At 68.9% G+C, this 21,586-nt stretch carries 20 protein-coding genes; 4 read left to right on the forward strand and 16 right to left on the reverse strand.

The window, feature by feature from the left end:
- Positions 1-168: 168 nt before the first annotated feature.
- Entirely contained in the window at positions 169-2,580 is a 2,412-nt protein-coding gene (locus IU459_RS07720; protein ID WP_195128772.1) for a RelA/SpoT family protein, read from the reverse strand.
- A gap of 517 nt (positions 2,581-3,097) precedes the next feature.
- A complete protein-coding gene (locus IU459_RS07725) occupies positions 3,098-4,075 on the reverse strand; it encodes an alkaline phosphatase family protein (RefSeq protein WP_195128773.1) in 978 nt (325 codons plus the stop codon).
- 222 nt (positions 4,076-4,297) lie between these two features.
- Here IU459_RS07725 and IU459_RS07730 point away from each other — a divergent pair, with 222 nt between their 5' ends.
- Entirely contained in the window at positions 4,298-4,555 is a 258-nt protein-coding gene (locus IU459_RS07730) for a hypothetical protein (RefSeq protein WP_228837527.1), read from the forward strand.
- Between the two features lie 112 nt (positions 4,556-4,667).
- Here the strand turns inward: IU459_RS07730 and IU459_RS07735 are convergent, their stop codons facing one another.
- The 8 genes from IU459_RS07735 to IU459_RS07770 all read right to left on the reverse strand — a co-directional run bounded on the left by IU459_RS07735 (position 4,668) and on the right by IU459_RS07770 (position 14,686).
- Positions 4,668-5,294: an NUDIX hydrolase gene (locus IU459_RS07735; RefSeq protein ID WP_195128774.1), complete on the reverse strand. Its 627-nt coding sequence runs from the start codon at positions 5,292-5,294 to the stop codon at positions 4,668-4,670.
- Positions 5,295-5,476: 182 nt separating this feature from the next.
- Positions 5,477-7,066, reverse strand: a complete 1,590-nt coding sequence (locus IU459_RS07740; RefSeq protein ID WP_195128775.1) for an ATP-binding cassette domain-containing protein — start codon at positions 7,064-7,066, stop codon at positions 5,477-5,479.
- Between the two features lie 178 nt (positions 7,067-7,244).
- Positions 7,245-7,817 carry an adenine phosphoribosyltransferase gene (locus IU459_RS07745; RefSeq protein WP_195128776.1) on the reverse strand — a complete coding sequence of 191 codons (573 nt, stop codon included), beginning with the start codon at positions 7,815-7,817 and terminating at the stop codon, positions 7,245-7,247.
- Between the two features lie 38 nt (positions 7,818-7,855).
- Complete coding sequence (locus IU459_RS07750) at positions 7,856-9,577, reverse strand: ABC transporter substrate-binding protein (RefSeq protein ID WP_195128777.1); 1,722 nt, start codon at positions 9,575-9,577, stop codon at positions 7,856-7,858.
- Positions 9,578-9,599: 22 nt separating this feature from the next.
- Positions 9,600-10,835: a protein translocase subunit SecF gene (gene secF / locus IU459_RS07755; RefSeq protein WP_195128778.1), complete on the reverse strand. Its 1,236-nt coding sequence runs from the start codon at positions 10,833-10,835 to the stop codon at positions 9,600-9,602.
- Positions 10,836-10,842: 7 nt separating this feature from the next.
- Positions 10,843-12,516 (reverse strand): protein translocase subunit SecD, encoded by a 1,674-nt coding sequence (gene secD / locus IU459_RS07760; RefSeq protein ID WP_195128779.1) that lies wholly within the window; start codon positions 12,514-12,516, stop codon positions 10,843-10,845.
- A gap of 120 nt (positions 12,517-12,636) precedes the next feature.
- On the reverse strand, positions 12,637-13,005 hold the full coding sequence (gene yajC / locus IU459_RS07765; RefSeq protein ID WP_195128780.1) for a preprotein translocase subunit YajC: 369 nt from the start codon (positions 13,003-13,005) through the stop codon (positions 12,637-12,639).
- 190 nt (positions 13,006-13,195) lie between these two features.
- Positions 13,196-14,686, reverse strand: coding sequence for a flavin-containing monooxygenase (locus IU459_RS07770; protein WP_195128781.1), 1,491 nt, complete (start codon positions 14,684-14,686; stop codon positions 13,196-13,198).
- Positions 14,687-14,722: 36 nt separating this feature from the next.
- Here IU459_RS07770 and IU459_RS07775 point away from each other — a divergent pair, with 36 nt between their 5' ends.
- Complete coding sequence (locus IU459_RS07775) at positions 14,723-15,388, forward strand: TetR/AcrR family transcriptional regulator (protein WP_195128782.1); 666 nt, start codon at positions 14,723-14,725, stop codon at positions 15,386-15,388.
- 150 nt (positions 15,389-15,538) lie between these two features.
- A complete protein-coding gene (locus IU459_RS39620) occupies positions 15,539-16,102 on the forward strand; it encodes a DivIVA domain-containing protein (protein WP_195128783.1) in 564 nt (187 codons plus the stop codon).
- A 46-nt stretch (positions 16,103-16,148) separates the two neighbouring features.
- Here the strand turns inward: IU459_RS39620 and ruvB are convergent, their stop codons facing one another.
- From ruvB to IU459_RS07810, 6 genes are all read right to left on the reverse strand, one after another.
- On the reverse strand, positions 16,149-17,231 hold the full coding sequence (gene ruvB, locus IU459_RS07785) for a Holliday junction branch migration DNA helicase RuvB (protein ID WP_195128784.1): 1,083 nt from the start codon (positions 17,229-17,231) through the stop codon (positions 16,149-16,151).
- Between the two features lie 6 nt (positions 17,232-17,237).
- A complete protein-coding gene (ruvA, locus tag IU459_RS07790) occupies positions 17,238-17,843 on the reverse strand; it encodes a Holliday junction branch migration protein RuvA (protein ID WP_195128785.1) in 606 nt (201 codons plus the stop codon).
- Positions 17,840-18,409: a crossover junction endodeoxyribonuclease RuvC gene (ruvC, locus tag IU459_RS07795; RefSeq protein ID WP_195128878.1), complete on the reverse strand. Its 570-nt coding sequence runs from the start codon at positions 18,407-18,409 to the stop codon at positions 17,840-17,842. The genes ruvA and ruvC overlap by 4 nt, the downstream gene beginning before the upstream one ends.
- Before the next feature lie 81 nt (positions 18,410-18,490).
- Positions 18,491-18,943, reverse strand: coding sequence for an acyl-CoA thioesterase (locus IU459_RS07800; protein ID WP_195128786.1), 453 nt, complete (start codon positions 18,941-18,943; stop codon positions 18,491-18,493).
- A 49-nt stretch (positions 18,944-18,992) separates the two neighbouring features.
- On the reverse strand, positions 18,993-19,508 hold the full coding sequence (locus IU459_RS07805; protein ID WP_195128787.1) for an O-acetyl-ADP-ribose deacetylase: 516 nt from the start codon (positions 19,506-19,508) through the stop codon (positions 18,993-18,995).
- 38 nt (positions 19,509-19,546) lie between these two features.
- Positions 19,547-20,533, reverse strand: a complete 987-nt coding sequence (locus tag IU459_RS07810; protein ID WP_228837529.1) for a GlxA family transcriptional regulator — start codon at positions 20,531-20,533, stop codon at positions 19,547-19,549.
- Positions 20,534-20,603: 70 nt separating this feature from the next.
- Between IU459_RS07810 and IU459_RS07815 the strand changes: the two genes are divergently transcribed.
- Entirely contained in the window at positions 20,604-21,566 is a 963-nt protein-coding gene (locus IU459_RS07815; RefSeq protein ID WP_195128789.1) for an NADP-dependent oxidoreductase, read from the forward strand.
- Positions 21,567-21,586: the final 20 nt, after the last annotated feature.

Raw genomic sequence — 21,586 nt, forward strand, 5'->3', positions numbered from 1 at the left:
TCGGCACACGACACGCCGTAGCGGGTCCCGGCAGACGACCCGGTAAGTTTCCGGTGGCCCGTAGCCACCGGAGCTTAGGACAGCCTAGGGAAACTCGACCACGCCACGCGAAACCGCTTGGAACCTCAGCTAATTGACAGCAACGGCAGATAAGAGAACCGCGACCGGTCAGGCCGCCGACGTGACGCGATAGACGTCGTAGACGCCTTCGACGTTGCGCACCACATTCAGCAAGTGCCCCAAGTGTTTCGGGTCGCCCATCTCGAAGGTGAACTTGCTGATCGCCACCCGGTCGCCGTGCGTGGCCACCGATGCGGACAGGATGTTCACCTTCTCGTCGGCCAGCACCTTCGTCACGTCGGACAGCAGGCGGGTGCGATCGAGCGCCTCGATCTGGATGGCGACCAGGAACACCGACGACGGCGACGGCGCCCAGGACACCTCGATGATGCGTTCGGCCTGATCACGCAGCGAACCGGCGTTGGTGCAGTCGGTGCGGTGCACGCTCACCGCCCCACCGCGGGTCACGAAGCCCATGATCTCGTCACCGGGCACCGGGGTGCAGCATTTCGCCAGCTTGGCGACCGTGCCGGGCGCACCGGGGATCAGCACGCCCGCGTCGCCGGTGACCCGCTGCCTGCTCGGCGTCGTCGACGGCGTGGAGCGCTCGGCCAGCTCGTTCTCCACGTCGCCGATGCCGCCGAGCTGGGCCATCAGGCGCTGCACCACGTGGTGCGCGGAGACCTGGTGCTCGCCGACCGCGGTGTAGAGCGTGGAAATGTCGCTGTAGTGCAGTTCATGGGCCACCGCGGTCATCGCGTCGACGCTCATCAACCGCTGCAACGGCAGCCCGACGCGGCGGACCTCCTTGGAGATCTGCTCCTTGCCGCTCTCCAGGGCCTCCTCGCGCCGCTCCTTGGCGAACCATTGGCGAATCTTCGCCTTGGCGCGTGGGGACACCACGAAGTTCTGCCAGTCGCGACTGGGTCCGGCGTTCTGCGCCTTGGAGGTGAACACCTCGACGACCTCGCCATTCTCCAGCTGGCGCTCCAGCGCGACCAAGCGGCCGTTCACCCGGGCGCCGATGCAGCGGTGCCCGACCTCGGTGTGCACGGCGTAGGCGAAGTCGACCGGCGTCGACTTCTGCGGCAGGGTGATCACGTCGCCCTTCGGCGTGAAGACGAAGATCTCCGGCGACTTCAGGTCGAAGCGCAACGACTCCAGGAACTCGGCCGGGTCGGCGGCCTCACGCTGCCAGTCCAGCAACTGCCGCATCCACGCCATGTCGTCGACCTCGGCGGTGTCGTTGGAGTGCTTACCGCGGGTCTCCTTGTAGCGCCAGTGCGCGGCGATGCCGAACTCTGCGGTGCGGTGCATGTCCTGGGTGCGAATCTGCACTTCCAGCGGCTTGCCGTCCGGCCCGACCACCGTGGTGTGCAGGGACTGGTAGACGCCGTAGCGCGGCTGGGCGATGTAGTCCTTGAACCGGCCCGCCATCGGCTGCCACAGCGAGTGCACGACGCCGACGGCCGCGTAGCAATCGCGCACCTCGTCGCAGAGGATGCGAATGCCGACCAAGTCGTGGATGTCGTCGAAGTCCTTCCCCTTGACGATCATCTTCTGGTAGATCGACCAGTAGTGCTTCGGGCGGCCCTCGACGATCGCGTTGATCCGGGAAGCGGCCAGCGTGTTGACGATCTCGGCGCGCACCTTCGCCAGGTAGGTGTCGCGGGAGGGCGCGCGGTCGGCGACCAGACGGACGATCTCGTCGTACTTCTTCGGATGCAGGATCGCGAAGGCGAGGTCCTCCAGCTCCCACTTCACCGTCGCCATGCCGAGGCGATGGGCAAGCGGCGCGATGACCTCCAAGGTCTCCTTGGCCTTCTTGGCCTGTTTCTCCGGCGGCAGGAAACGCATGGTGCGCATGTTGTGCAGCCGGTCGGCGACCTTGATCACCAGCACGCGCGGGTCGCGGGCCATCGCGATGATCATCTTGCGGATGGTCTCCGCCTCGGCGGCCGCGCCCAGGTTGACCTTGTCCAGTTTGGTCACGCCGTCGACCAGGTGTGCGACCTCGGAGCCGAAATCCTGGGTGAGCTGCTCCAGACTGTAGCCGGTGTCCTCGACGGTGTCGTGCAGCAGCGCGGCCACCAGCGTGGTGGTGTCCATGCCGAGCTCGGCCAAGATGTTGGCCACGGCGAGCGGATGGGTGATGTAGGGATCGCCGGATTTGCGGAACTGATGCTTGTGCCGCTCGTCGGCCACGTCGAATGCGCGCTGCAGCCGCGTCAGGTTCGCCTTCGGGTAGAGCTCGCGGTGCACGGTGGCCAGCGGTTCCAGCACCGGTTTGACCGCCGCGATGCCGCGCTGACCGGTCATGCGGCGGGCCAGGCGCGCACGTACCCGGCGCGAAGCCGAGGTGGGGACGGCGGCGGTGGTGCCGGGCTGACGCACGGGCGACGTGTTCGCGGCTGCCGGTTGCTTCGCGGGCTGCGCGCCGTCGGAGGCGGCCGAGGCACCGTTCGGCTGCGGGCCCGATGTCGATTGCTCGACCTTCGCCTCGCCCAGATGCTGAGTCATGCCACCACCTCTCCGCGCCTCGATCGGAACACCCTATCCGACCGGTGCAACCTCCCGGACCACCACTTTAGTCCGGCCGAAGGGCGAACGTGCCGCACAGCTGACGTGGCACGCCTGCGGCGGTCTCCGGACCAGCGGTGGACACGCTGTCCGCGCAGGTCGGCCGCGCCCACCAACCGTCACGTAACAGACACGCCCGAGGCTGCCCGCCCCCTGTGTGCGCTGCGAACGCGGCTGTTCAACTGCGCTCTACCAGTGTTAACAGGACGGTTCGCCGGTACGGGGTCGCCGCGTGGGTCAAGGATCGCCGCGGTCCGGGCGTCGGGGGGCGGTCAACGCCGGGACCAGCAATTCGGTCCGAGGCACGTCGTGGGCGCGACGCGGCGGGCCGAAGGCGAATCCTGCTCCGGACGTGCCGACGCCGGGTGTCGAACATCCGGGGCGGAGCGATCCGCCGCGTTCGGCGACGGCGCCGGCGCTCAGCACTGTGGTATTCCAGGTCCGGTCGGTGGTGTGATCAACGAACCGCGGCGGGTTCGGGTTCGGTCGCCGGCCACCGGATAGCTGCCTGGTCGGGCCGGAAGGAGCGGCCGTCCAGGTCGGAGGGCTGGGTCACCTCGAGAATGTCGAGCACCGTCGGGGTGATGTCGACCAGGGTTGCTGGGGTGCTGGTGGTGCCGGACCGGAAATCGGGGCCCCTGGCGATGACGAAATTGGTCGTCTCGTCCGGCGATTGGCCGCCGTGCCCGCCTTTCGGCGTGTGACCGTGATCGGCCGTGACGAGTATGGTCCACCGCTCAGCGGGGTGCGCGGCGGCGCGGGCGTCGACGGCGGCGACGATCCGGCCCACCAGGGCATCTATGCGCGTCACGGCGTCGAGGTAGGCGCGTGACGCGCCGCCGGACTCGTGACCGGCGCGGTCCACTTGGTCCAGGTGTGTGAAGACCAGGTCGGGCGCGAACTTGCCGATGGCGGCGACCACGGCGGCGGCGGTAGCGGCGTCGGTCCTGGATTCGTCCGGGTCGTCCGGCGCGGGGGCGGTGGAGACCACCACGTCGGCACGCGGGGTTCCGCTGCCCGCCATAGTGGCGATCTGGTCCCAGGTCGCGATCGAGTGGGTCTTCAGTCCGGGGCGGGCGCGCTCGAGCTGGGTGAAGACCGTCGGATACCGCGTGAACGGCGCGGCGGTGAATTGGTTGTTCGTGATGCCGTGCTTACGGTCCCACACCCCGGTGAGCACGCTGGCCCACGACGGACCGGAAATGGTGATGTGCGGCGCGATCGAGGAGCGGCTCAGCAAGCCCTCGCCGCTGAGCCGCAACAGATTCGGCGCCCGCGCCTGTTCGATCTTGCTGTACATCAGCCCGTCCAGGCCGATCACGACGACCTTGGCCACCGGCGCCTCCGCCGCGCCGACGCCCGCCGCGACGGTCATCGGAAGGACCGTAGCAGCCAGGACGGCAACGGCTTTCGACAGCAGCTGCGTGCGGCTCATACCGCGAACCATGCGGCTCCGACCGCGGTCCGGGATAGCCGTTCGCGGGAGTGTTCATGGACGTTTCATCGGCGCCCCAACCGCCCGTTGCCCCACTGAACATGCCCGAAACACGACATAGCGGAAAGCTATATCCAAGGCCCCCTGGGAGTGTCCGACCCGTGAACGCCGGATTTCCGGCACGCGACCGGTTTCGGCCGTCGAGCCCGCGACAGCCTCCCCATGCCGGGAGCATGCCTTGACACCCTGGCCGGTGAGCCGCCCAAGATCTACCCCGGACTGGGCTGCCACGCCCTCGCCGAGGTCGTCGACGCGGGCGGAGCGCTGCTCGCGATGCACGGGCATGCCCACGGCGGAACCGAGTTCGGCCACACTCCCGGCGGTTCGCCGGTCCGCAATGTCTCCTACCCGGTGCTCGGCCGGACTTACGCCGTCTACGAGGTTGTCCCCGGCTCGCCCCGTCCGGAGACAGCCGGGTAGATACCGCACCCGCCATGACGTTCGCCGCTCACTGTTGTTGTTCACCCTCGCCGCGCGGGCCGAGATCGGCGGTGCCTGGCCGGTGTGGCGGGCTGGGCGATGACGGCCCAGTTCATTCCTCAGCGCCGAATGCCCAGACCGCGGCCGGTCGCCCAGTCGCTTTGACGCGACGCCGTTCAGCGGTGCGCGCCAGGCCGGGTATCGCCGCCAGAGTGCGGTTGAGGTTGGCGGCGTCGGGCCGCGCGCCCGACAGCGCCGTGGCGGCCTCGACCGCCCTGGTCGCGGGGAACTCCTCACCGAGCAGTGCCCGGGTGAACGTCAGGTCCTTCCACAGCAACCGCGTCAGCACGCGGCGGGCCACCTCGGTGATCCGGTTGTGGTCGAACGCCAATTCGGGTATCTCGTCGAACTCGACCCACCGCGCCGGTCCCTCATGCGGCCCCACCACCGCCCACATCGCGATCGAGAGTGTCGGCCCACGCGGGTCACGGTTCGGCTCGTCGAAGGTGATCAACTGCCCGACCGCACCGACTGCGGCATCCGGCACGCCCAGCTTCACGCACACCGCCCGTCGCGCCGCGGCCGCCAGCCGCTCCCCTCGGGCGAGCAACACGCCGGGCAACGCCAACTCCCCCGCGTACGGCTCCACAGCCCGGGGCGCGATCCCGATCCGCACGGCACCGTCCTCGTCCCAGAACCGCACCGCCACGACATCCACCGAAACGACGGATTGCTCCACGCCGACCCATCCTGCCCGACGACCCGCACATCACGCGGACCCTGTCTCGCGATGCGCCGAAAGCGATCCGCCGTCCGCACGGGCCGAACTGATCGACGCCGCGTACGCCCGGTTCTTCGTGCCGTTCTACGCCAGGCCACCGCTGGCGGCCGAGGATCTCGATCCCGGCTGGGACGACACCCCTACGTCATCAGCGTCTCGGACAGTCCGTCGGCGGTGAGCTCCAGCCGCCGGGTCACCCCGATGTCGTCGAGGAAGCGCGGGTCGTGACTGACCACGATCAACGCGCCCTCGAAGCCCGCCAGCGCCTGGGTGAGGTGCTCCAGACTGGGCAGGTCGAGGTTGTTGGTCGGCTCGTCCAGCAGCAGCAGCTTCGGCGCCGGGTCGGCCAGCAACAGCATGGCCAGCGCGGCGCGCAACCGTTCGCCGCCGGACAGCGCCGCGGCGGCGACGTCCGCGTCCGCTCCGCGGAACAGGAAGCGGGCCAGCTGGGCCCGGATCCGTTCCGCGGATGCGTGCGGCGCCGTCGACGCGACGTTCTCGAACACCGATCGCCGCTCGTCGAACACGTCCAGCCGCTGCGGCAGCATGCGCCACGGGACTCTCGGACCCTGCTGCGCGATACGGCGCAGCAGGGTCGTCTTGCCGACACCATTGCGGCCGGTCAGCGCGATTCGCTCCGGACCGGACACCCGCAACGACACCGTCGGACCGCAGGCCAGCTCTACCCGATCCAGCTCGATCACGTCTTGGCCCGGATACAGCCGCGTGTCCGGCAGGTCCACCCGGATCTCCCGGTCGTCACGCAGCAGCTCCTTGGCCTGCTCGAGCTGATCCTTGGCGGTGTCCAGCTTCTCGATGTGGTTGTTACGCAGCTTGCCCGCCGCCACCTGAGCCTGCCGTTTGCGTTCGCCCATCACGATTTTCGGCTCCCGCTTCTGGTCCCACATCTTCTGCCCGTAACGCAGTCGGCGATCCAGTTTGATGCGTGCCTCGACGAGCTCTCGCGCCTGCTTGCGCACGTCGCTGCGCGCGTCCCGGATGGCCGCGCGGGCGGCTTCCTGCTCCGCGGCGATGATGCGCTCGTACTCGCTGAAATTGCCGCCGAACAAGCGCAATTCGCCGTTGCGCAGCTCCGCGATGGCCGACATCCGTTCCAGCAGCTCACGATCGTGACTGACCGTGAGTACTGTGCCGGAGAACTGCCCGACCACGTCGTAGAGCCGTCCGCGGGCCACCTGGTCCAGATTGTTCGTCGGTTCGTCCAGCAGCAGCACGTCGGGCTCGGCTAGCAGCTCGGCGACCAGCCCGAGCAGGACGGTCTCGCCACCGGACAGGGTGTCGAGCGTGCGGTCGAGCTGCTGCGCCGACTCGGCGACGTAGTGCAGGCCGAGCCTGGCCAGCAGCGCCAGCGCCCGTTCCTCGACGTCCCAGTGATTGCCGACCACGTCGAAGTCGGTCTCGCTGCCAGCGCCTGATTCGATGCGGTGCAACGCTTTTCGAACTTCCGCGATGCCGAGGACGGTGTCCACTCGCTGCCCGGCGCCCAGACCGAGGTCTTGGCGCAGATACCCGAGATGCCCGGTCACCGTGATGGACCCGCGCACGGGCTTCAGCTGACCGGCGATCAACCGCAGCAGAGTGGACTTGCCCGCACCATTTCCGCCGACCAGGCCGATGTGGCCGGGCCCGAGGACGGCGTCGAGCCCGTCGAAGACGGGGGTGCCGTCCGGCCAGGAGAACGTGAGATCGGAAAAGGACAGATTGGTCATGCCAACTCCCAGAGGTTGCGACGGATGCGCGGCGCGCGAATGCGGACCGCCCGAGTGGCTACCTCAGATGAGCAACGGCGTGACTCCGATCAACGGGAACAAGACCTGCCTAGGTTAAACCCAGTGACGGCGAATGCGCCAGTGAAATTCGGATCACATGGTCGATTCCCGTGCGCCGCTAGACCTGCACGATGGAGGTCAGCGAGTAGTCGCCTTGCCGTTCGCGGCCGCCGAGGAAGGTCAGCTCCAGCACCACCGCCGCGGCGACGACCTCGGCCCCCGCCTCCTTGAACAGCTCGGCCGCGGCGGCGAGGGTGCCACCGGTGGCGAGCACGTCGTCGAGCAGCAGAACGCGGCGGCCGCGCAGCTCGACGCCGTTCGCGGGAATCTCCAACGCGGCCGTGCCGTACTCGAGGCTGAATTCCCGGCTGATCACCGGCGGCGGCAACTTGCCCGCCTTGCGGACCGCGAGCACACCGGTGCCCAGGCTCGCCGCGACACCGGCTCCCAGCAGGAAACCACGGGCGTCGACACCGGCCACGAGATCGGCATCGGGTGCGCACGCCGCCAAGCAGTCGATCACAGCACGGAAGCCCTCGGCGTCGGCGAACACCGGTGTCAGATCCGCGAAACGCACTCCGGCGGTGGGAAAGTCGTCGTGCCAGCGGGTCAAACGATCGACCACCTCGGCGGCTTTGGTGGTCCGTTCGGCGGCTACGTCTTCGGACTCGATCGCCGCGTGCTTGCTCATCGACACCTCTCCATGATCACTTTCACCCACACCATCCGTCACCGCTCGAGCACCCACCGGTCCATGTTCCAGCCCGACCCGGCCTGGGTGGGGCCGGCTATTCCGTTGCGCAGCCCCTTGCCGAAGGCGATCGTGCGCGGGGTGGCGAACAACGGGATGCTCGGCAGCTCCGCCCACAGCAGGTTCTCGGCCTCGGTGAGCAGACTCAGCTGTGTGGCCGAATTGTTGTCGGCCGCAAGCTGCTCGGTGATCGCATCGTAACGGCCGTTGCCGAACCGTCCGACATTGAGCCCGTTACCGGTACGCAACGCGCTGGTCGCGGCCACCGCCTCGATCGAGCCGGCCGGACCGGGCGCAGAGGCGGTGCCGCCGAGGACCGCGTCGACCTTCCCCTCGGTGAGCCGGGACGGGGTGAAATCGGGCGCACCGGCGTCCACCACGGTGATCCCCGCCGGTTTGCAGGCATCGGCGATCATCGTGACGGTCTGGGCGCGGCGGTCGTCCGGACCCAGGTAGCCGATGCGGACGGTCGGGTTCGGCGCGCCGGATGCGGAGACCGCCTTGGCCGCGTTCGCCACATCGCCGCCGGAGTACTTGTCCGCCGCACCGATGACCGCCGGATACAACAGCGAATCCTGCTGGACGATATGCGCGTTCAGCGGGCCGGAGCCGAGCCCGGACTTCGGCGCGTCCGGGACCTTCCCGAGTTTGTCGAACAGGGCCTGCCGCGGCAGGCACAGCGCGAACGCCCGGCGCGCCTGCACCGAGGAGAACACTCCCCCGGTCGCCAGCACCAACTGCTCGGCGCCGCGTCCCGGTACGGTGTGCACCGAAAAGCCGCTCAGGTTCACGTCTTTCACCGAGCCGGCGCCGATGTCGACCACGCCGACGGCGTTCTGGCCGATCTTCTGCTTCAGATCGAAGTTCTTGGGCCACACCACGATACGTCCGGTCGCCGGCTTGTTGCCCCACCAGCGCTCGTTGGTGACCAGCACCAAACCCTCCTCCCTGCTGAAGGATTCGATGCGGTAGGGCCCCGACGACGGGAATCGAGCCGGATCGAGCCGGCCGTCGGCCGGGATGGTCCAGCCAGTGTTCCAGAACTCCGCGAGCCTGCCGACGGCGTTCGGGTCGCCGGCCTGCAACGCCGACACCACGTTGGGCACGTTCGCCGCCCGGGCCGCGACGTGCGCGGGCATCAACTCCCCCGCCGCGAACAGAGTGCGCCACGGCAGGTAGTGCCGGCCGGGCCGGAAGACGACGGTGGCATCCCGCGAGCCGGGCTGGCACTCGACCCGCTCGATGTCGTCGTAACCGGCGGTGCTCGCGGCGTCGAACAGCGGGACCGTCCCTCGGTCACCGGGCTTGGTGAACCGCCCGCTGCGGGCGGCCCAGGCCAGCACCAAGTCGTCGCACGAGGTCGGCACGCCATCGGAGTACACCCCGTCGGGATTCAGGCGGTACTGGATGGTCTGCGACTCGCCGGGCACCTCCTTGGCGGTGCCCAGGTCGGTGTCGGCCACCTGCTGACCATCCGGACCGGTGTAGAAGAAACCGGTCAGCACCCGGGAGAACACCGCGGTGGAGCCGGAACTCGCACCGAGCGTGCTGCCGCCGTTGTAGCTGGCGATGGTGGCGTCGGTGGCGTAGCCGATCGACGGCACCTGACTCTTGCCGGAGCAGCCTGCCACCAGCCCGGCGGCCAGCGTGCCCGCAGTGAGTGCCCCGATCAGTCGTACCGCCGTGCGTGGCTGTCGCATGAAACCCCCTGCCTCGTGGTGGTCAGTGCCGCCTCTTGTGCCGTTTTCCGCTCGGTCGCGCCCCCGGCCGCGGCGTCTGCCCGGCCGGACGCTCTCTGCGCGGCGTCTCCTCGAAGTTCCGGCCCGCCGCCATGCTCGCCCTGCGCTCGGCCGCGGCGCCGGCGCGGACACTGGCCGCCCCGGCGCGCTTGGCCAAGACCTTCTTCGTGTGCGCCGCGACCGGTCCCCGGCGCTCCTTGATCGACACCAGCAGCGGTGTCGCGAAGAAGATCGAGGAGTACGTGCCGACCAGCAGGCCGACCAGCTGCACCAGCGCCAAGTCCTTGAGCGTGCCGACGCCGAGCATCCAGACCGCGATCACCATCAGGCCGACGATCGGCAGAATACCGATCAGCGCGGTGTTGATCGAGCGCATCAGCGTCTGATTCACCGCGAGATTCGCCTGCTCCCCGTAGGTGCGCCTGGTCAGGTGCAAAATACCGCGCGTGTTCTCCTCGACTTTGTCGAACACGACCACCGAGTCGTAGAGCGAGAAGCCGAGAATGGTCAGGATGCCGATCACCGTGGCCGGGGTGACCTCGAACCCGACGAGCGAGTACACGCCCGCGGTGACGGCGACGTCGAAGACCAGCGCGGCCAGCGCGGCGATGGCCATGTGCGGCTCGAAGCGGACCGCGATGTAGACGGCCACGAGCACGAGGAACACCGCCAGCGCGATCAGCGCCTTGCGGGTGATCTGGCTGCCCCAGGTCTCGCTGACATCGGAGGTGCTGATCGCGGCCAGGCTCGGCTTGCCGCTGGAGTCCTTCGGCTGGAACTCGGCGAACAGCGCGTTGTTCAGCGCCTCCACTTGCTGCTGGTTCAGCGCCTCGGAACGGATCAGCATGGTGGCCGAGCCGCCGGTGCCCACGGTCTGCACCGAGACCGGGTCGGTGCCCACCGCACCGCGGTAGACGTCCTCGACCTGGCTGGTGGTCGCGTTCCCCGCCGGGAACTGGATGCGCGAACCGCCCTCGAAGTCGATGCCGAAGTTGAAGCCGCGGAAGATCATGCTGCCCAACGAGATCAGCACGATGACGGCGGTGATGAGATACCACATCCGCCGCTTGCCGATGACGTCGACGGCGCCGGTTCCGGTGTAGAGGCGGTTGAAGAAGCCGTGCTTCGGCGGCTGCAGCTCGGTGACCGCCTCGAACACGTCGGTGATCTCGGCCGGGCTCGCCTTGTCGAGCGACCGGGTGGTGTGACTGTTGGTCATCGCGTCCTCACGCTTTCCCGAGGGCGGCCTCGGCCGCCTTCCGCTCGCGGGCGATCTGCTGGATCGCGCCGAGGCCGTTCACCGACGGTTTGGACCAGAATGCCGTCCGCGAGGCGAGCAGCACCAGCGGCGAGGTCACCAGGAAGACCACGACGACGTCGAGGATGGTGGTGAGGCCGAGGGTGAACGCGAAGCCCTTCACCTGACCGACGGCCAGGACGTAAAGCACAGCTGCGGCGAGGAAGCTGACCGCGTTGCCGGACAGGACGGTCCGGCGGGCGCGCTGCCAGCCGCGCGGCGCGGCGGAACGGAAGCTGCGACCCTCGCGCATCTCGTCCTTGATTCGCTCGAAGAACACCACGAAGGAGTCGGCGGTCATGCCGATACCGATGATCAGACCGGCGATACCGGCGAGGTCGAGGGTGAAGCCGATCCAGCGGCCCAGCAGCACCATGATGCCGTAGACCGCCAAGCCGGACATCAGCAAGGACAGGCCGGTGACCAACCCGAGCATGCGGTAGTAGGCGAGGCAGTAGAGCAACACGACCGCCAAGCCGATCGCACCGGCGAGCAGGCCCGCCTTCAGCGAGGACAAGCCGAGCGTCGCCGACACCGTCTCGGCCTCGGAGGTCTGGAACGACAGCGGCAGCGAACCGTACTTCAGCGTGTTGGCCAGCTCCTTGGCCGTCGTCGCGGTGAAATTGCCCGAGATCTGGGTGCGGCCGCCCTGCTGCGGTCCCTGCTGCACGACGGGCGCGCTGACCACCTTGGAGTCGAGCACGAAAGCGACCCGCTTGTAGACGTACTCGCCGGTGAGCGCGGCCCACGCGTCGCTGCCGCCGGACTTGAAGTCCAGATAGACCTCGTGCCTGGCCTGCTGCTGGTTCAGCCCCGAGGTGGCGTCCTTGATCTCCTGGCCGTCGATGCGGCTCTTGTCCAGCAGGAAGACCTCGGTGCCGTCGGTCGCGCAGGTCACCAGCGGAAGGGCCGGGTCGTCGTTGCCCGCGAGGGGATCGGCCTTGGCGCAGTCCAGCGTGGCCAGCGCGGCCTGCTGCACCGACGGGTCGGTGCTCTGCCGCAGCGCCTTCGCCGCCTGGATCTCCTTGGTGGCCGCTTCGGTGGGCGTCAGGTTCGGATCGGTCGGCGGCTGGGTCGGCGCTTGCGCGGGGAACACCCGCTGCTGTGGAGCCGGGGTGGCCTCCGGCGTCTCCGGCGTTCCCGGCGCCTCCGGCGTGGTGGGCTGGGCCGCGGGTGGCGGTTGCGTACCTGGAGCCGGCTGCGGTGTCGCGCCGCGTCCGGCCGCGGGCACGGCCTGCAGCACCGGACGGATGTACAGCTTGGCCGTCGTCGCCAGCGCGCGCGCCTGCTGTCCGTCGTCGCCGGGCACGGTGATCACGATGTTGTCGCCGTCGATGACGACCTCGGACCCGGAGACGCCGAGCCCGTTGACGCGGTTCTCGATGATGTCCTGCGCCTTCTTCAGGCTGTCCTGGCTCGGTTTGCTGCCGTCCGGCGTGCGTGCGGACAGCGTGACCCGGGTACCACCCTGCAGGTCGATGCCGAGCTTTGGTGTCGGGGACTTGTCACCGGTGAAGAACACCAGCGCATAGACCACGGCCAGCAGCGCGGTATAGGCGCCGAGCAGCCGCAGCGGGTGCGCCGATCCCTGGGAAGGTGGCACAGTAGGTCATCTCCTAGGCAGGAAGTCGAGGATGGAACAAGCGGGCATGCCGCAGCGACGCCGGGTGCGCGGACGGCGAGCCGCGGCGACATCCGGCGAGTTGCGGCAGGACCGGAAGAATCAGTCCTTGGTCAGCCGGGTCTCGGTCTGCTCGGTGGATTCCTCGATGGCGTCGGGGGCGGCCGTGCCCTCGGAGCCGGTGGCGTCCGAGTCGGTCTCGTCGGTGCTCACCGCGTCATCGGCGCGCACCTCACGGATGGCCTGGCGCAGCCACGTGGTGACCACCTCTTCGGCGATCTCGAGGTCGACCGTGGTGTCGTCGAGTTCGACCACGGTGCCGTACAGACCCGACGTGGTGATGACCTGATCGCCGATCTTCAGGTTGTCCTGCATGCTCGCGACCTTCTCGGCCTCCCGCTTCTGGCGGCGGACACCGAGGAACATCGGCACGAGCAGGGCTACCAGTAGCAGCGGAAACAGCAGTTCCATCGTCGAAGTCAGTCCCTAGTGTTGTGGGTGGGATGGACAGGTACCCACACAGTCTGCCAGTTCGCTGCGCGGGTGCCACACCCGCACACCCGCTGGGCAGCTACAACAGCTTCGTCGCACGGCGACCCGCCGCCGCAACAGGCGGCCGGCGGGCGACGACGAGTGTGTGACACGGGCGACGAGACGCGGCTCAGGCGGTCTTGCCGTAGACGTAGTCGTCCAGCGGGAAGCTCACCGCCTCGCGGTGCGCGTTGAGCGTGCTGGTCGGGCGCAGCAGGGCGGCCTCGCCGTGCGGGTTGAAGTAGTAGCTGCGCGCGGTGGCGCAGTCGCCGCCGTAGAAGACCGAGGAACCGAGCTTGTCGGTGACCCGGTCCAGGAACTCGGCGTTGGCCCGCTCGGTGACCTCGAAGGTGGTCTCGCCGCGGCGGCGCAGCTCGCCGAACAGCCTGCCCATGTGCTTCATCTGCGCCTCGATGGTGGTGAAGTAGGACAGGCCGCTGTAGGAGTACGGGCTGTTGAGGCTGAGGAAGTTGGGGAACTTCGGCACCGTGATGCCCTCGTAGGCCTGGAAACGATTGTCCCGCCAGAACTTTCCGAGGTTCACCCCGTCGCGGCCGATGATCTCGATGGCCGGGAAGTTCACGTCCCACAAATTGAAGCCGGTGGCCAGGATCAGTGTGTCGATCTCGGTCTTGTGCCCGTCGGCGGTGACGATGCCGTCCGGCTCGATGTGGTCGATCGAGTTCGTCTCCAACCGCACGTGCGGCTGATTGAACGTGGTGAAGTAGTGGTTGGAGAAGGTCGGCCGCTTGCACCCGAAGTCGTAGTGCGGCGTGAGGCGCCTGCGTGTCTCCTTGTCCCGCACCGACGCCCGCAGATGCGCCTTGGCCAGCACGCCCGCGCCCTTGTTCATCAGTTTGGCCTGCCTGAAGTGCAGCACGCCCACCACCATCAGCGCCTCCAGCAGGCTGGTGTTGATCACTCGCGCGGCCTTCTGCGTCGCGGGCACCCGCTCGAACAGTTTCCGCACCGGCGCGGGGATGGCGGTGTCGACCTTCGGGACCACCCAGATCGGGGTGCGTTGGAAGACGGTGAGCTCCTGCGCTTTCTTGGCCACCTCGGGCACCAGCTGCACGGCGGTGGCGCCGGTGCCGATGATCGCGGCCTTGCGGCCGGTGAGGTCGAAGTCGTCCTCCCACGCGGTGGTGTGGAGGATCTTGCCCGCGAACGAGTCGATACCGGGAAACGGCGGTGTGTAGGGCTGGGAGAGGAACCCCGTCGCGGTGAGCAGGTACCGGCCGGTGACGGTTTCGCCGCCCGCCAGCGAGACCACCCACTGCTCGTGTTCGGAGTCCCACCGCGCGCCGTCGACGACGGTGCCGAAGCGCATCCGGCGGCGCAGACCGTACTTGTCGGCGACGTGCTCGGCGTATTTCTTCAGCTCCGCCCCGGGCGCGAACAGCCGCGACCAACGCGGGTTCGGCTCGAACGAGTAGGAGTAGGTGACCGAGGCGATGTCCACCGCGAGGCCGGGATAGTGGTTGACGTGCCAGGTGCCGCCGAGATCGTCCTCGCGTTCGAGGATGACGTAATTGCTCGAGCCGAGCCGGTCGAGCTGAATACCCGCCCCCATACCCCCGAATCCCGCACCGACCACGACCGCGTCGTATTGAGGCGCCACGCCGAACCTCCTGCTAACTGAACCGCTTATCACGGAATGACATATCATTCCGTTTCGGACGACTGTATCATCGGCCTGGTGACGAAGCCACCCACGCGTGCGGAGCGACGCAAGGCCGAACTGCGCCAGGAGATCATCGACACGGCCTTCGTCTGTTTCGCGGAGAAGGGCTATCACGCCACCGGCATCGCCGACATCGCAGGCCAGCTGGGCATCGGGCACGGCACCTTCTATCGCTACTTCAGCAACAAGCGCGACATCATCGACCACGTCATCGACGACCTGTCCGCACGCATCATCGCCGCCCTCGGCACCGAGAACGCCCCGGATGCCGCCAGCACACTGGACGAATACCGCGCGCAGATCGACCGCATCGGGGTCGCCCTCACCGAGATCCTGCTCGCCGATCGCCGGGTGGCCCAGCTGCTGCTGTTCCACGCCACCGGCATCGACGACGAGCTCACCCAGCGGTTGTACGGCCTGCTCGACACCGCCGACGCGCTGACGGCTGGGTATCTGGACCACGGTGTCGAACTCGGCTACCTGCGTGCGGACCTGGACACCGTCAACACCGCACGGGCGGTCACCGGCATGCTCATCGCCGGCATCGTGTACTCGCTGCGCGAACCCGACGAAGCGTCGATCACCCGGCTGAACGAAGCGATCCGCCGCCTGCTCGTCGACGGCGTCCGCAAGGACTGAGCAACGTGCCAATCCCCCTGACCGGATCACTGGCGTTAGGGTGAGGCGCACCGATCCGACGTTTCACCAGAGGAACGGCCCTTGTTCGCAAAAGGCCAGCAGAGTCCGAAATTTCGCTTTCGACCGGCGCAGCGCATCCCGCCTGACAGAATGTCGCCCGTGACACCCGAGGATGTGCGCCGGACCAGTTTCGCGACCCCGCCATTCGGGCATCGCGGCTACCGCACGAACGAGGTCGACGCCTTCCTCGAGCTCGTCGCCGCGACCCTGGCCGGACACGGTGCCCTCACCGCCGACGATCTGCGGCACATCAGCTTCGACGCGCCGCGGCTCGGCGAACGCGGCTACCACGCCGACCAGGTGGACGAGTATCTCGACCAGATCCAGGTCGAGCTCGAATTCCGCCAGCGCGGTGTCCGGCCGGTGCCTGCGGCCAACGGCAACGGACACGCCCTGCTCACACCCGACGACGTGCACCGGATGCGCTTCACCCGGGCCCCCGTCGGCCAGCGCGGTTACAACGAGGAAGAGGTCGGCGCGTTCCTCGACCTGGTCGCCGCGACCCTCGCGCACGGCGGGCCCGGCAGCCTCACCATCGATGACGTGTGCGCCGTCCGCTTCACCGAGGCCCGCCTCGGCACCCGCGGCTACCAACCCGACGAGGTCGACGCATTCCTCGATCTGGTCGCCGCCGCCCTGCGCGGCCGCCGCTGACCACGCCCGCGCCCATCGCCCCGAGCGCGAACAGCGGAGCCCGGCGTCATTCGAAGAGGTCGAGGGTGGGATGCGGCTCGCGGCCGCGCACTTCGATCGAGCCGAAGACCAGGTCGGGGGGAGGAACCAGGCCGAGGTGCTCCCAGGCCGCGGCGGTCGCGACCCGGCCGCGCGGGGTTCGGGCGATCATGCCGGCGCGAACCAGGAAGGGTTCGCATACTTCCTCGACGGTGGCAGCCTCCTCGCCGACCGCGACCGCCAGGGTGGACACGCCGACCGGGCCGCCGCCGAAACTGCGGACCAGCGCGCCGAGCACCGCGCGGTCGAGTCGGTCGAGGCCGAGTACGTCCACGTCGTAGACCTCCAGCGCGGCCTGCGCGATGGGACGGGTGATCCGGCCGTCGGCGCGGACCTCCGCGTAGTCGCGCACCCGGCGCAGCAGGCGGTTGGCGATCCGGGGCGTGCCGCGGGAGCGGCCCGCGATCTCGGCGGCCGCGTCCTCCTCGATGCCGACGCCGAGGATGTGGGCCGAACGCTGCAGAATGCGCAGCAGCTCGCCGGGCTCGTAGAAGTCCATGTGCCCGGTGAAACCGAAGCGGTCGCGCAGCGGGCCGGTCAGCGCTCCCGACCTCGTGGTGGCGCCGACCAGGGTGAACGGCGCGATATCCAGGGGAATCGAGGTTGCGCCGGGACCTTTGCCGACGACCACGTCCACCCGGAAGTCCTCCATCGCCAGGTACAGCATCTCCTCGGCAGGCCGTGCCACGCGGTGGATCTCGTCGATGAACAACACGTCGCCTTCGACGAGGTTGCTCAGCATGGCCGCGAGATCACCGGCCCGTTCCAGCGCGGGTCCCGAGGTGATCCGCAGAGCGGTGCCGAGTTCAGCGGCGATGATCATCGCCATGCTCGTCTTGCCGAGTCCCGGAGGGCCGGACAGCAGGACGTGATCCGGCGTGCCGCCGCGCTGTTTGGCGCCGCGCAACACCAGTGCGAGCTGTTCGCGAACCCGGGGTTGGCCGATGAAATCGTCCAGCGACTTCGGGCGCAGACTCGCCTCGATCTCCCCGTCGGACTTCAAATAACCCGCGCTGACTTGGGATTCGGTGGGTTCGTCCGGATGGTCCATGACGCCTTACCGGTTCTTGCCGAGCAGGCCGAGCGCGGCGCGCAGGGCGACAGAAGTATCGGCGGCAGGCTGGTCGGCCAGCACCGCGTCGACCGCCTGCTCGGCCTGCTTGACGGCGAAGCCGAGGCCGATCAGCGCCTCGACGACCTGATCGCGCACCGGCGTGGGCACCGCGGCCGGTGTCGATCCGGGCGGGCCGGACGGCACCGGAACGAGGTTCACCTTGTCGCGCAGTTCGACCACCATCCGCTCGGCGCCGCGCTTTCCGATGCCGGGCACCCTCGTCAGCGCTGCCACGTTGCCCTCGGCGAGCGCCTTGCGCAGCGCCTCGGGCTCGAGCACCGCCAGCACCGCCATCGCGAGCCGAGGGCCGACGCCGGAGACCGTTTGCAGCAAACCGAATAGGTCGCGTGCCTCGGTGTCGGCGAAACCGTAGAGCGTCATCGAGTCCTCGCGCACGATCATCGCGGTGTAGAGCCTGGCTTCGGCACCACGGGTGAGCCCGGCCAGCGTGGACGGGGTGGCGTTGAGCCGGTAGCCGACTCCCGCCGCCTCGATCACTGCGTGGTCGAGGGCGATCTCCAGCACCTCACCGCGAACCGACGCGATCACCTGTGCACCGCCTTCCGTTGTTCGGCCAGCCGTTCCCGGTATCGTCGCTGCGCCGCGGCCGCCTTGGCCTCGGCCTGCGCCATCCGCTCCAGCAGCGGCGCCCGCCAACAATGGCAGATGGCCAGCGCGAGCGCATCCGCCGCGTCCGCCGGCGTGGGGGCGGCAGGCAAGCCGAGGATGCGGGTGACCATGGCGGTCACCTGCTTCTTGTCGGCGGTGCCGTTACCGGTGACCGCCGCCTTCACCTCGCTGGGGGTGTGGAACGCGACCGGGATCCCGCGTCGCGCCGCGGACAACGCGATCACTCCCCCCGCCTGTGCGGTGCCCATGGCGGTACGGACATTGTGCTGGGCGAAGACGCGTTCGATAGCCACGGCTCCTGGCTTGTGCACGTCCATCCAGTGTTCGGCGGCGTCGGCGACCGCGAGCAGGCGCTGGGCCAGATCCATGTCGCCGGGGGTGCGGACCACGCCGACATCCAGGGCGGTGACCTGCCGCCCCGACCCGCCCTCGACGATGCTGAGGCCGCACCGGGTGAGTCCGGGGTCGACGCCCATCACCCGCACGGCAACCCCTCTCGCAGACACGAACAACTGTTCGAGAGTCTAGCGGAGGCTTGATCTTTCGCCGACCAGCGACACGACCCGCTACCCACCGAGTGCCGCGATGTCCCGCACCGCATTCGGCAGCCCGAGCAACTCGGGACGGCTCGCCCATGCCGCCCACTGCCGCGCGGGATCGGCGACCAAGCGCCGCGCGGCCAAATCGAGCAGGCCGCTGACGTGGGTCACCGTCGCGGCGACAACTCCGTCGGAGCGCGTGAAAATGTGCTCGACCCGGTAGGTCTTGCCCTCGCCCCACTGCCAGCTACAGGACACGTCCACGGCGTCGCCGCCGCGTAATTCACGCTGGAACCGCAGGACGGTCTCCAGGTTGACCGGCCCGAGCCCCGCCGCGATCAGGTCGTCGACCGAGATGCCCGCCGCCTGGACACACGCGAAACGCGCGTGGTCGGCGAACTGATGGTAGGCCGCGCCGGTGACGTGCAATTGCGGATCCAGATCGGTCACACGGACTTCGATACGGGTACTGAACGACACGGGCCCGACTATGCCAGCGGGCACCGACAAGTTCGGCTCCGTCGCGGTGTCAGATTGCGGAGGCCCGCCCCGCGAACGCCGCGTAAGCGGGCTCACCGAAGAGAACGAACCGGACTTCCGCCACCTCCGTCTCGGTCGCACGCACCGTCTCGACGGCGATCCGGGCGCCGTCGTCCATGGGCCAGCCGTAAATACCGGTGGAGATAGCCGGGAACGCGACCGTTCGCGCTCCCAATTCGTCCGCCACGCGCAAGGATTCGCGATAGCAGGAAGCCAGTACCGCGGATCGGTCCTCGGCCGCCGACCATACCGGTCCGACCGTGTGGATCACCCAGCGAGCAGGCAGGCGACCGGCCGTTGTGGCGACCGCCGCACCCGTCGGCAGTCCCTCGCGGTACCGAGCAGCACGCAGTCGGCGACATTCGGCCACGATCTCGGGGCCGCCGCGCCGATGGATCGCCCCATCGACTCCCCCGCCCCCGAGCAGCGACGAATTCGCCGCGTTGACCACCGCGTCGACCTCCTGCTCGGTGATGTCGCCGCGAACGAGCACCAGTTCGGCCATGCCGGTATTCTGCCCCGATCCCGAGAGGAATGCCCAGATCAGGCCACCGTTCGCCGCGGCGCGGCGGCGTCAGCACGGAACGTGCGCCGATAAGCCTGCGGCGAGACGCCGATCGACTCGGCCAGATGCTGTCGCAGCGAGGTACCGGTGGCGAATCCGACCTCGCCCGCGATGCGGTCGACGGTCAGGTCGGTGGTCTCCAGCAGATGCCTGGCGCGGAACACGCGCTGCTGGATCAGCCAGCGTCCCGGGCTCATGCCCACCTCGTCGCGAAAGCGCCGAGCGAAGGTGCGCTTGCTCATCCGGGCCCGTCCGGCCAACTCCTCGACGGTGAGCGGGGAGCGGAGGTTCTCCAGGGCCCACTGCCGGGCCGCCGCGGTGCCGGCCGACGTCGCAGGCGGAACGGGCTGTTCGATGTACTGCGCCTGGCCGCCGTCGCGCCACGGCGGGACGACACAGCGGCGCGCGACCGCGTTCGCCACGGCGCTGCCGTGATCGCGGCGCACCAAGTGCAAACACACGTCGATACCCGCCGCGGCGCCCGCCGAGGTGAGGACGTCCCCGTCGTCGACGTACAGCACGTCCGGATCGAGGCGAACCCGTGGGAAGGTGCGGCGGAACCGTTCGGCCTGATTCCAGTGCGTGGTGGCCGGGCGACCGTCGAGCACCCCTGCGGCGGCGGCGACGAAAGCTCCGGTGCAGATCCCGACGATCCTCGTGCCAGGCCGAATCCGCGCGAACGCGTCGAGCACCGGCTGCGGCAGCGCGCCGGACAAGGTCATCGAGATGTCACAGGCGGGCAGCACGACCGTCTCGGCGGCATCCAACGCGCGGCTGTCGTGCGCCACGGCGATCGCGAAATCCGCGGCACTGCGCACCGGGCCACCGTCGAGCGAGCAGGTGGTCACCTCGTATCTGCCTGCGGCGCTGCCGAATACGCGATTCGGGATGCCGAGTTCGAAGGGGTACACCCCGTCCAATGCCAGCACCACCACTCGATGTGGTGCGGCTTCATCCGCCAGCATGGCACGATCATATCGAAGAATGGCAATCGTGCCATTTTCTTCGCCTGGCGGGCCCGGCAGGCTGGCAGCCATGACCGAAATCGACAGCGCCGCGACCATGCGCGCGATCAGCCAGCACGTCCTCGGCGGCCCCGAGGTGCTCACCGAAGTGCAACTCCCCCAACCGGTTCCGGGTCCGGGCCAGATCCTGGTCCGGGTGCGTGCCGCCGGACTCAATCCGACCGACTGGTTCCACCGCGCCATCCCGGGACTGTTCCTGCCCGAGCCGCCGTTCGTTCTCGGCTGGGACGTCTCCGGCGAGGTCGCCGCCGTCGGCATCGGCGTCACCCTGTTCCGCCCCGGCGACGAGGTCTTCGGCATGCTCCCCTACCCGGGCGGCCACGGCGCCTGCGCGGAATACACCGTCGGCCCCGCCCGCGCGTTCGCACGCAAACCGGCAGTGCTCGATCATGTGCAGGCCGCGGCCATCCCGCTCGCCGCGCTCACCGCGTGGCAGGCACTGGTCGACGTCGCCGCACTGGGCCCGGGACAGCGTGTGCTGATCCACGCGGCCGCGGGCGGCGTCGGCCACTTCGCGGTGCAGATCGCCAAGGCGCGCGGCGCGTACGTCATCGGCACCGCCAGCGCGCCCTACCACGCCTTCCTGCACGGGATCGGCGCCGACGAAGTCATCGACTACCGAAGCACCGACGTCGCCGAGGCGGTGAGTGCTGTCGATGTCGTGCTGGACTCGGTCGATGACGACAACAGCGTTCGCTCGCTGCGCACCCTGCGTCCCGGCGGGCGGCTGGTGACATTGCGCGCCATGGGCCCGCGCGATCTCGCGACCGAGGCGGACGCGCTCGGGGTCCGGGCGGTCCGGATGCTGGTGGAACACGACCGCGCGGGCATGGCGGCGCTCGCCGGACTGGTCGAAGCCGGGACGCTGCGGCCGACCATCGCCGGAACATTCCCGCTCTCGGAGGCGGCAAAGGCGCACGCTTTGGGCGATACTGGGCGAACCGTGGGCAAATTGGTACTCACTGTGCCCTGAATCTGCCACGATCCGCGCCG

The sequence above is a fragment of the Nocardia amamiensis genome (genome assembly GCF_015477605.1).
In the GTDB taxonomy this organism is placed as follows: Bacteria; Actinomycetota; Actinomycetes; order Mycobacteriales; family Mycobacteriaceae; genus Nocardia; species Nocardia amamiensis_A.

Bases quoted from the DNA above. Each gene is read 5' to 3' on its own strand.
- IU459_RS07745 (WP_195128776.1), bottom strand. From the start codon at position 7,817: ATGAGCAAGCACGCGGCGATCGAGTCCGAAGACGTAGCCGCCGAACGG.
- yajC (WP_195128780.1), bottom strand. From the start codon at position 13,005: ATGGAACTGCTGTTTCCGCTGCTACTGGTAGCCCTGCTCGTGCCGATG.
- IU459_RS07720 (WP_195128772.1), bottom strand. From the start codon at position 2,580: ATGACTCAGCATCTGGGCGAGGCGAAGGTCGAGCAATCGACATCGGGC.
- IU459_RS07725 (WP_195128773.1), bottom strand. From the start codon at position 4,075: ATGAGCCGCACGCAGCTGCTGTCGAAAGCCGTTGCCGTCCTGGCTGCT.
- IU459_RS39620 (WP_195128783.1), top strand. From the start codon at position 15,539: ATGTCGCCCGTGACACCCGAGGATGTGCGCCGGACCAGTTTCGCGACC.
- IU459_RS07805 (WP_195128787.1), bottom strand. From the start codon at position 19,508: ATGGCCGAACTGGTGCTCGTTCGCGGCGACATCACCGAGCAGGAGGTC.
- IU459_RS07810 (WP_228837529.1), bottom strand. From the start codon at position 20,533: ATGCTGGCGGATGAAGCCGCACCACATCGAGTGGTGGTGCTGGCATTG.
- IU459_RS07775 (WP_195128782.1), top strand. From the start codon at position 14,723: ATGACATATCATTCCGTTTCGGACGACTGTATCATCGGCCTGGTGACG.
- ruvB (WP_195128784.1), bottom strand. From the start codon at position 17,231: ATGGACCATCCGGACGAACCCACCGAATCCCAAGTCAGCGCGGGTTAT.
- IU459_RS07740 (WP_195128775.1), bottom strand. From the start codon at position 7,066: ATGACCAATCTGTCCTTTTCCGATCTCACGTTCTCCTGGCCGGACGGC.
- IU459_RS07750 (WP_195128777.1), bottom strand. From the start codon at position 9,577: ATGCGACAGCCACGCACGGCGGTACGACTGATCGGGGCACTCACTGCG.
- IU459_RS07730 (WP_228837527.1), top strand. From the start codon at position 4,298: ATGCCGGGAGCATGCCTTGACACCCTGGCCGGTGAGCCGCCCAAGATC.
- IU459_RS07815 (WP_195128789.1), top strand. From the start codon at position 20,604: ATGACCGAAATCGACAGCGCCGCGACCATGCGCGCGATCAGCCAGCAC.
- secF (WP_195128778.1), bottom strand. From the start codon at position 10,835: ATGACCAACAGTCACACCACCCGGTCGCTCGACAAGGCGAGCCCGGCC.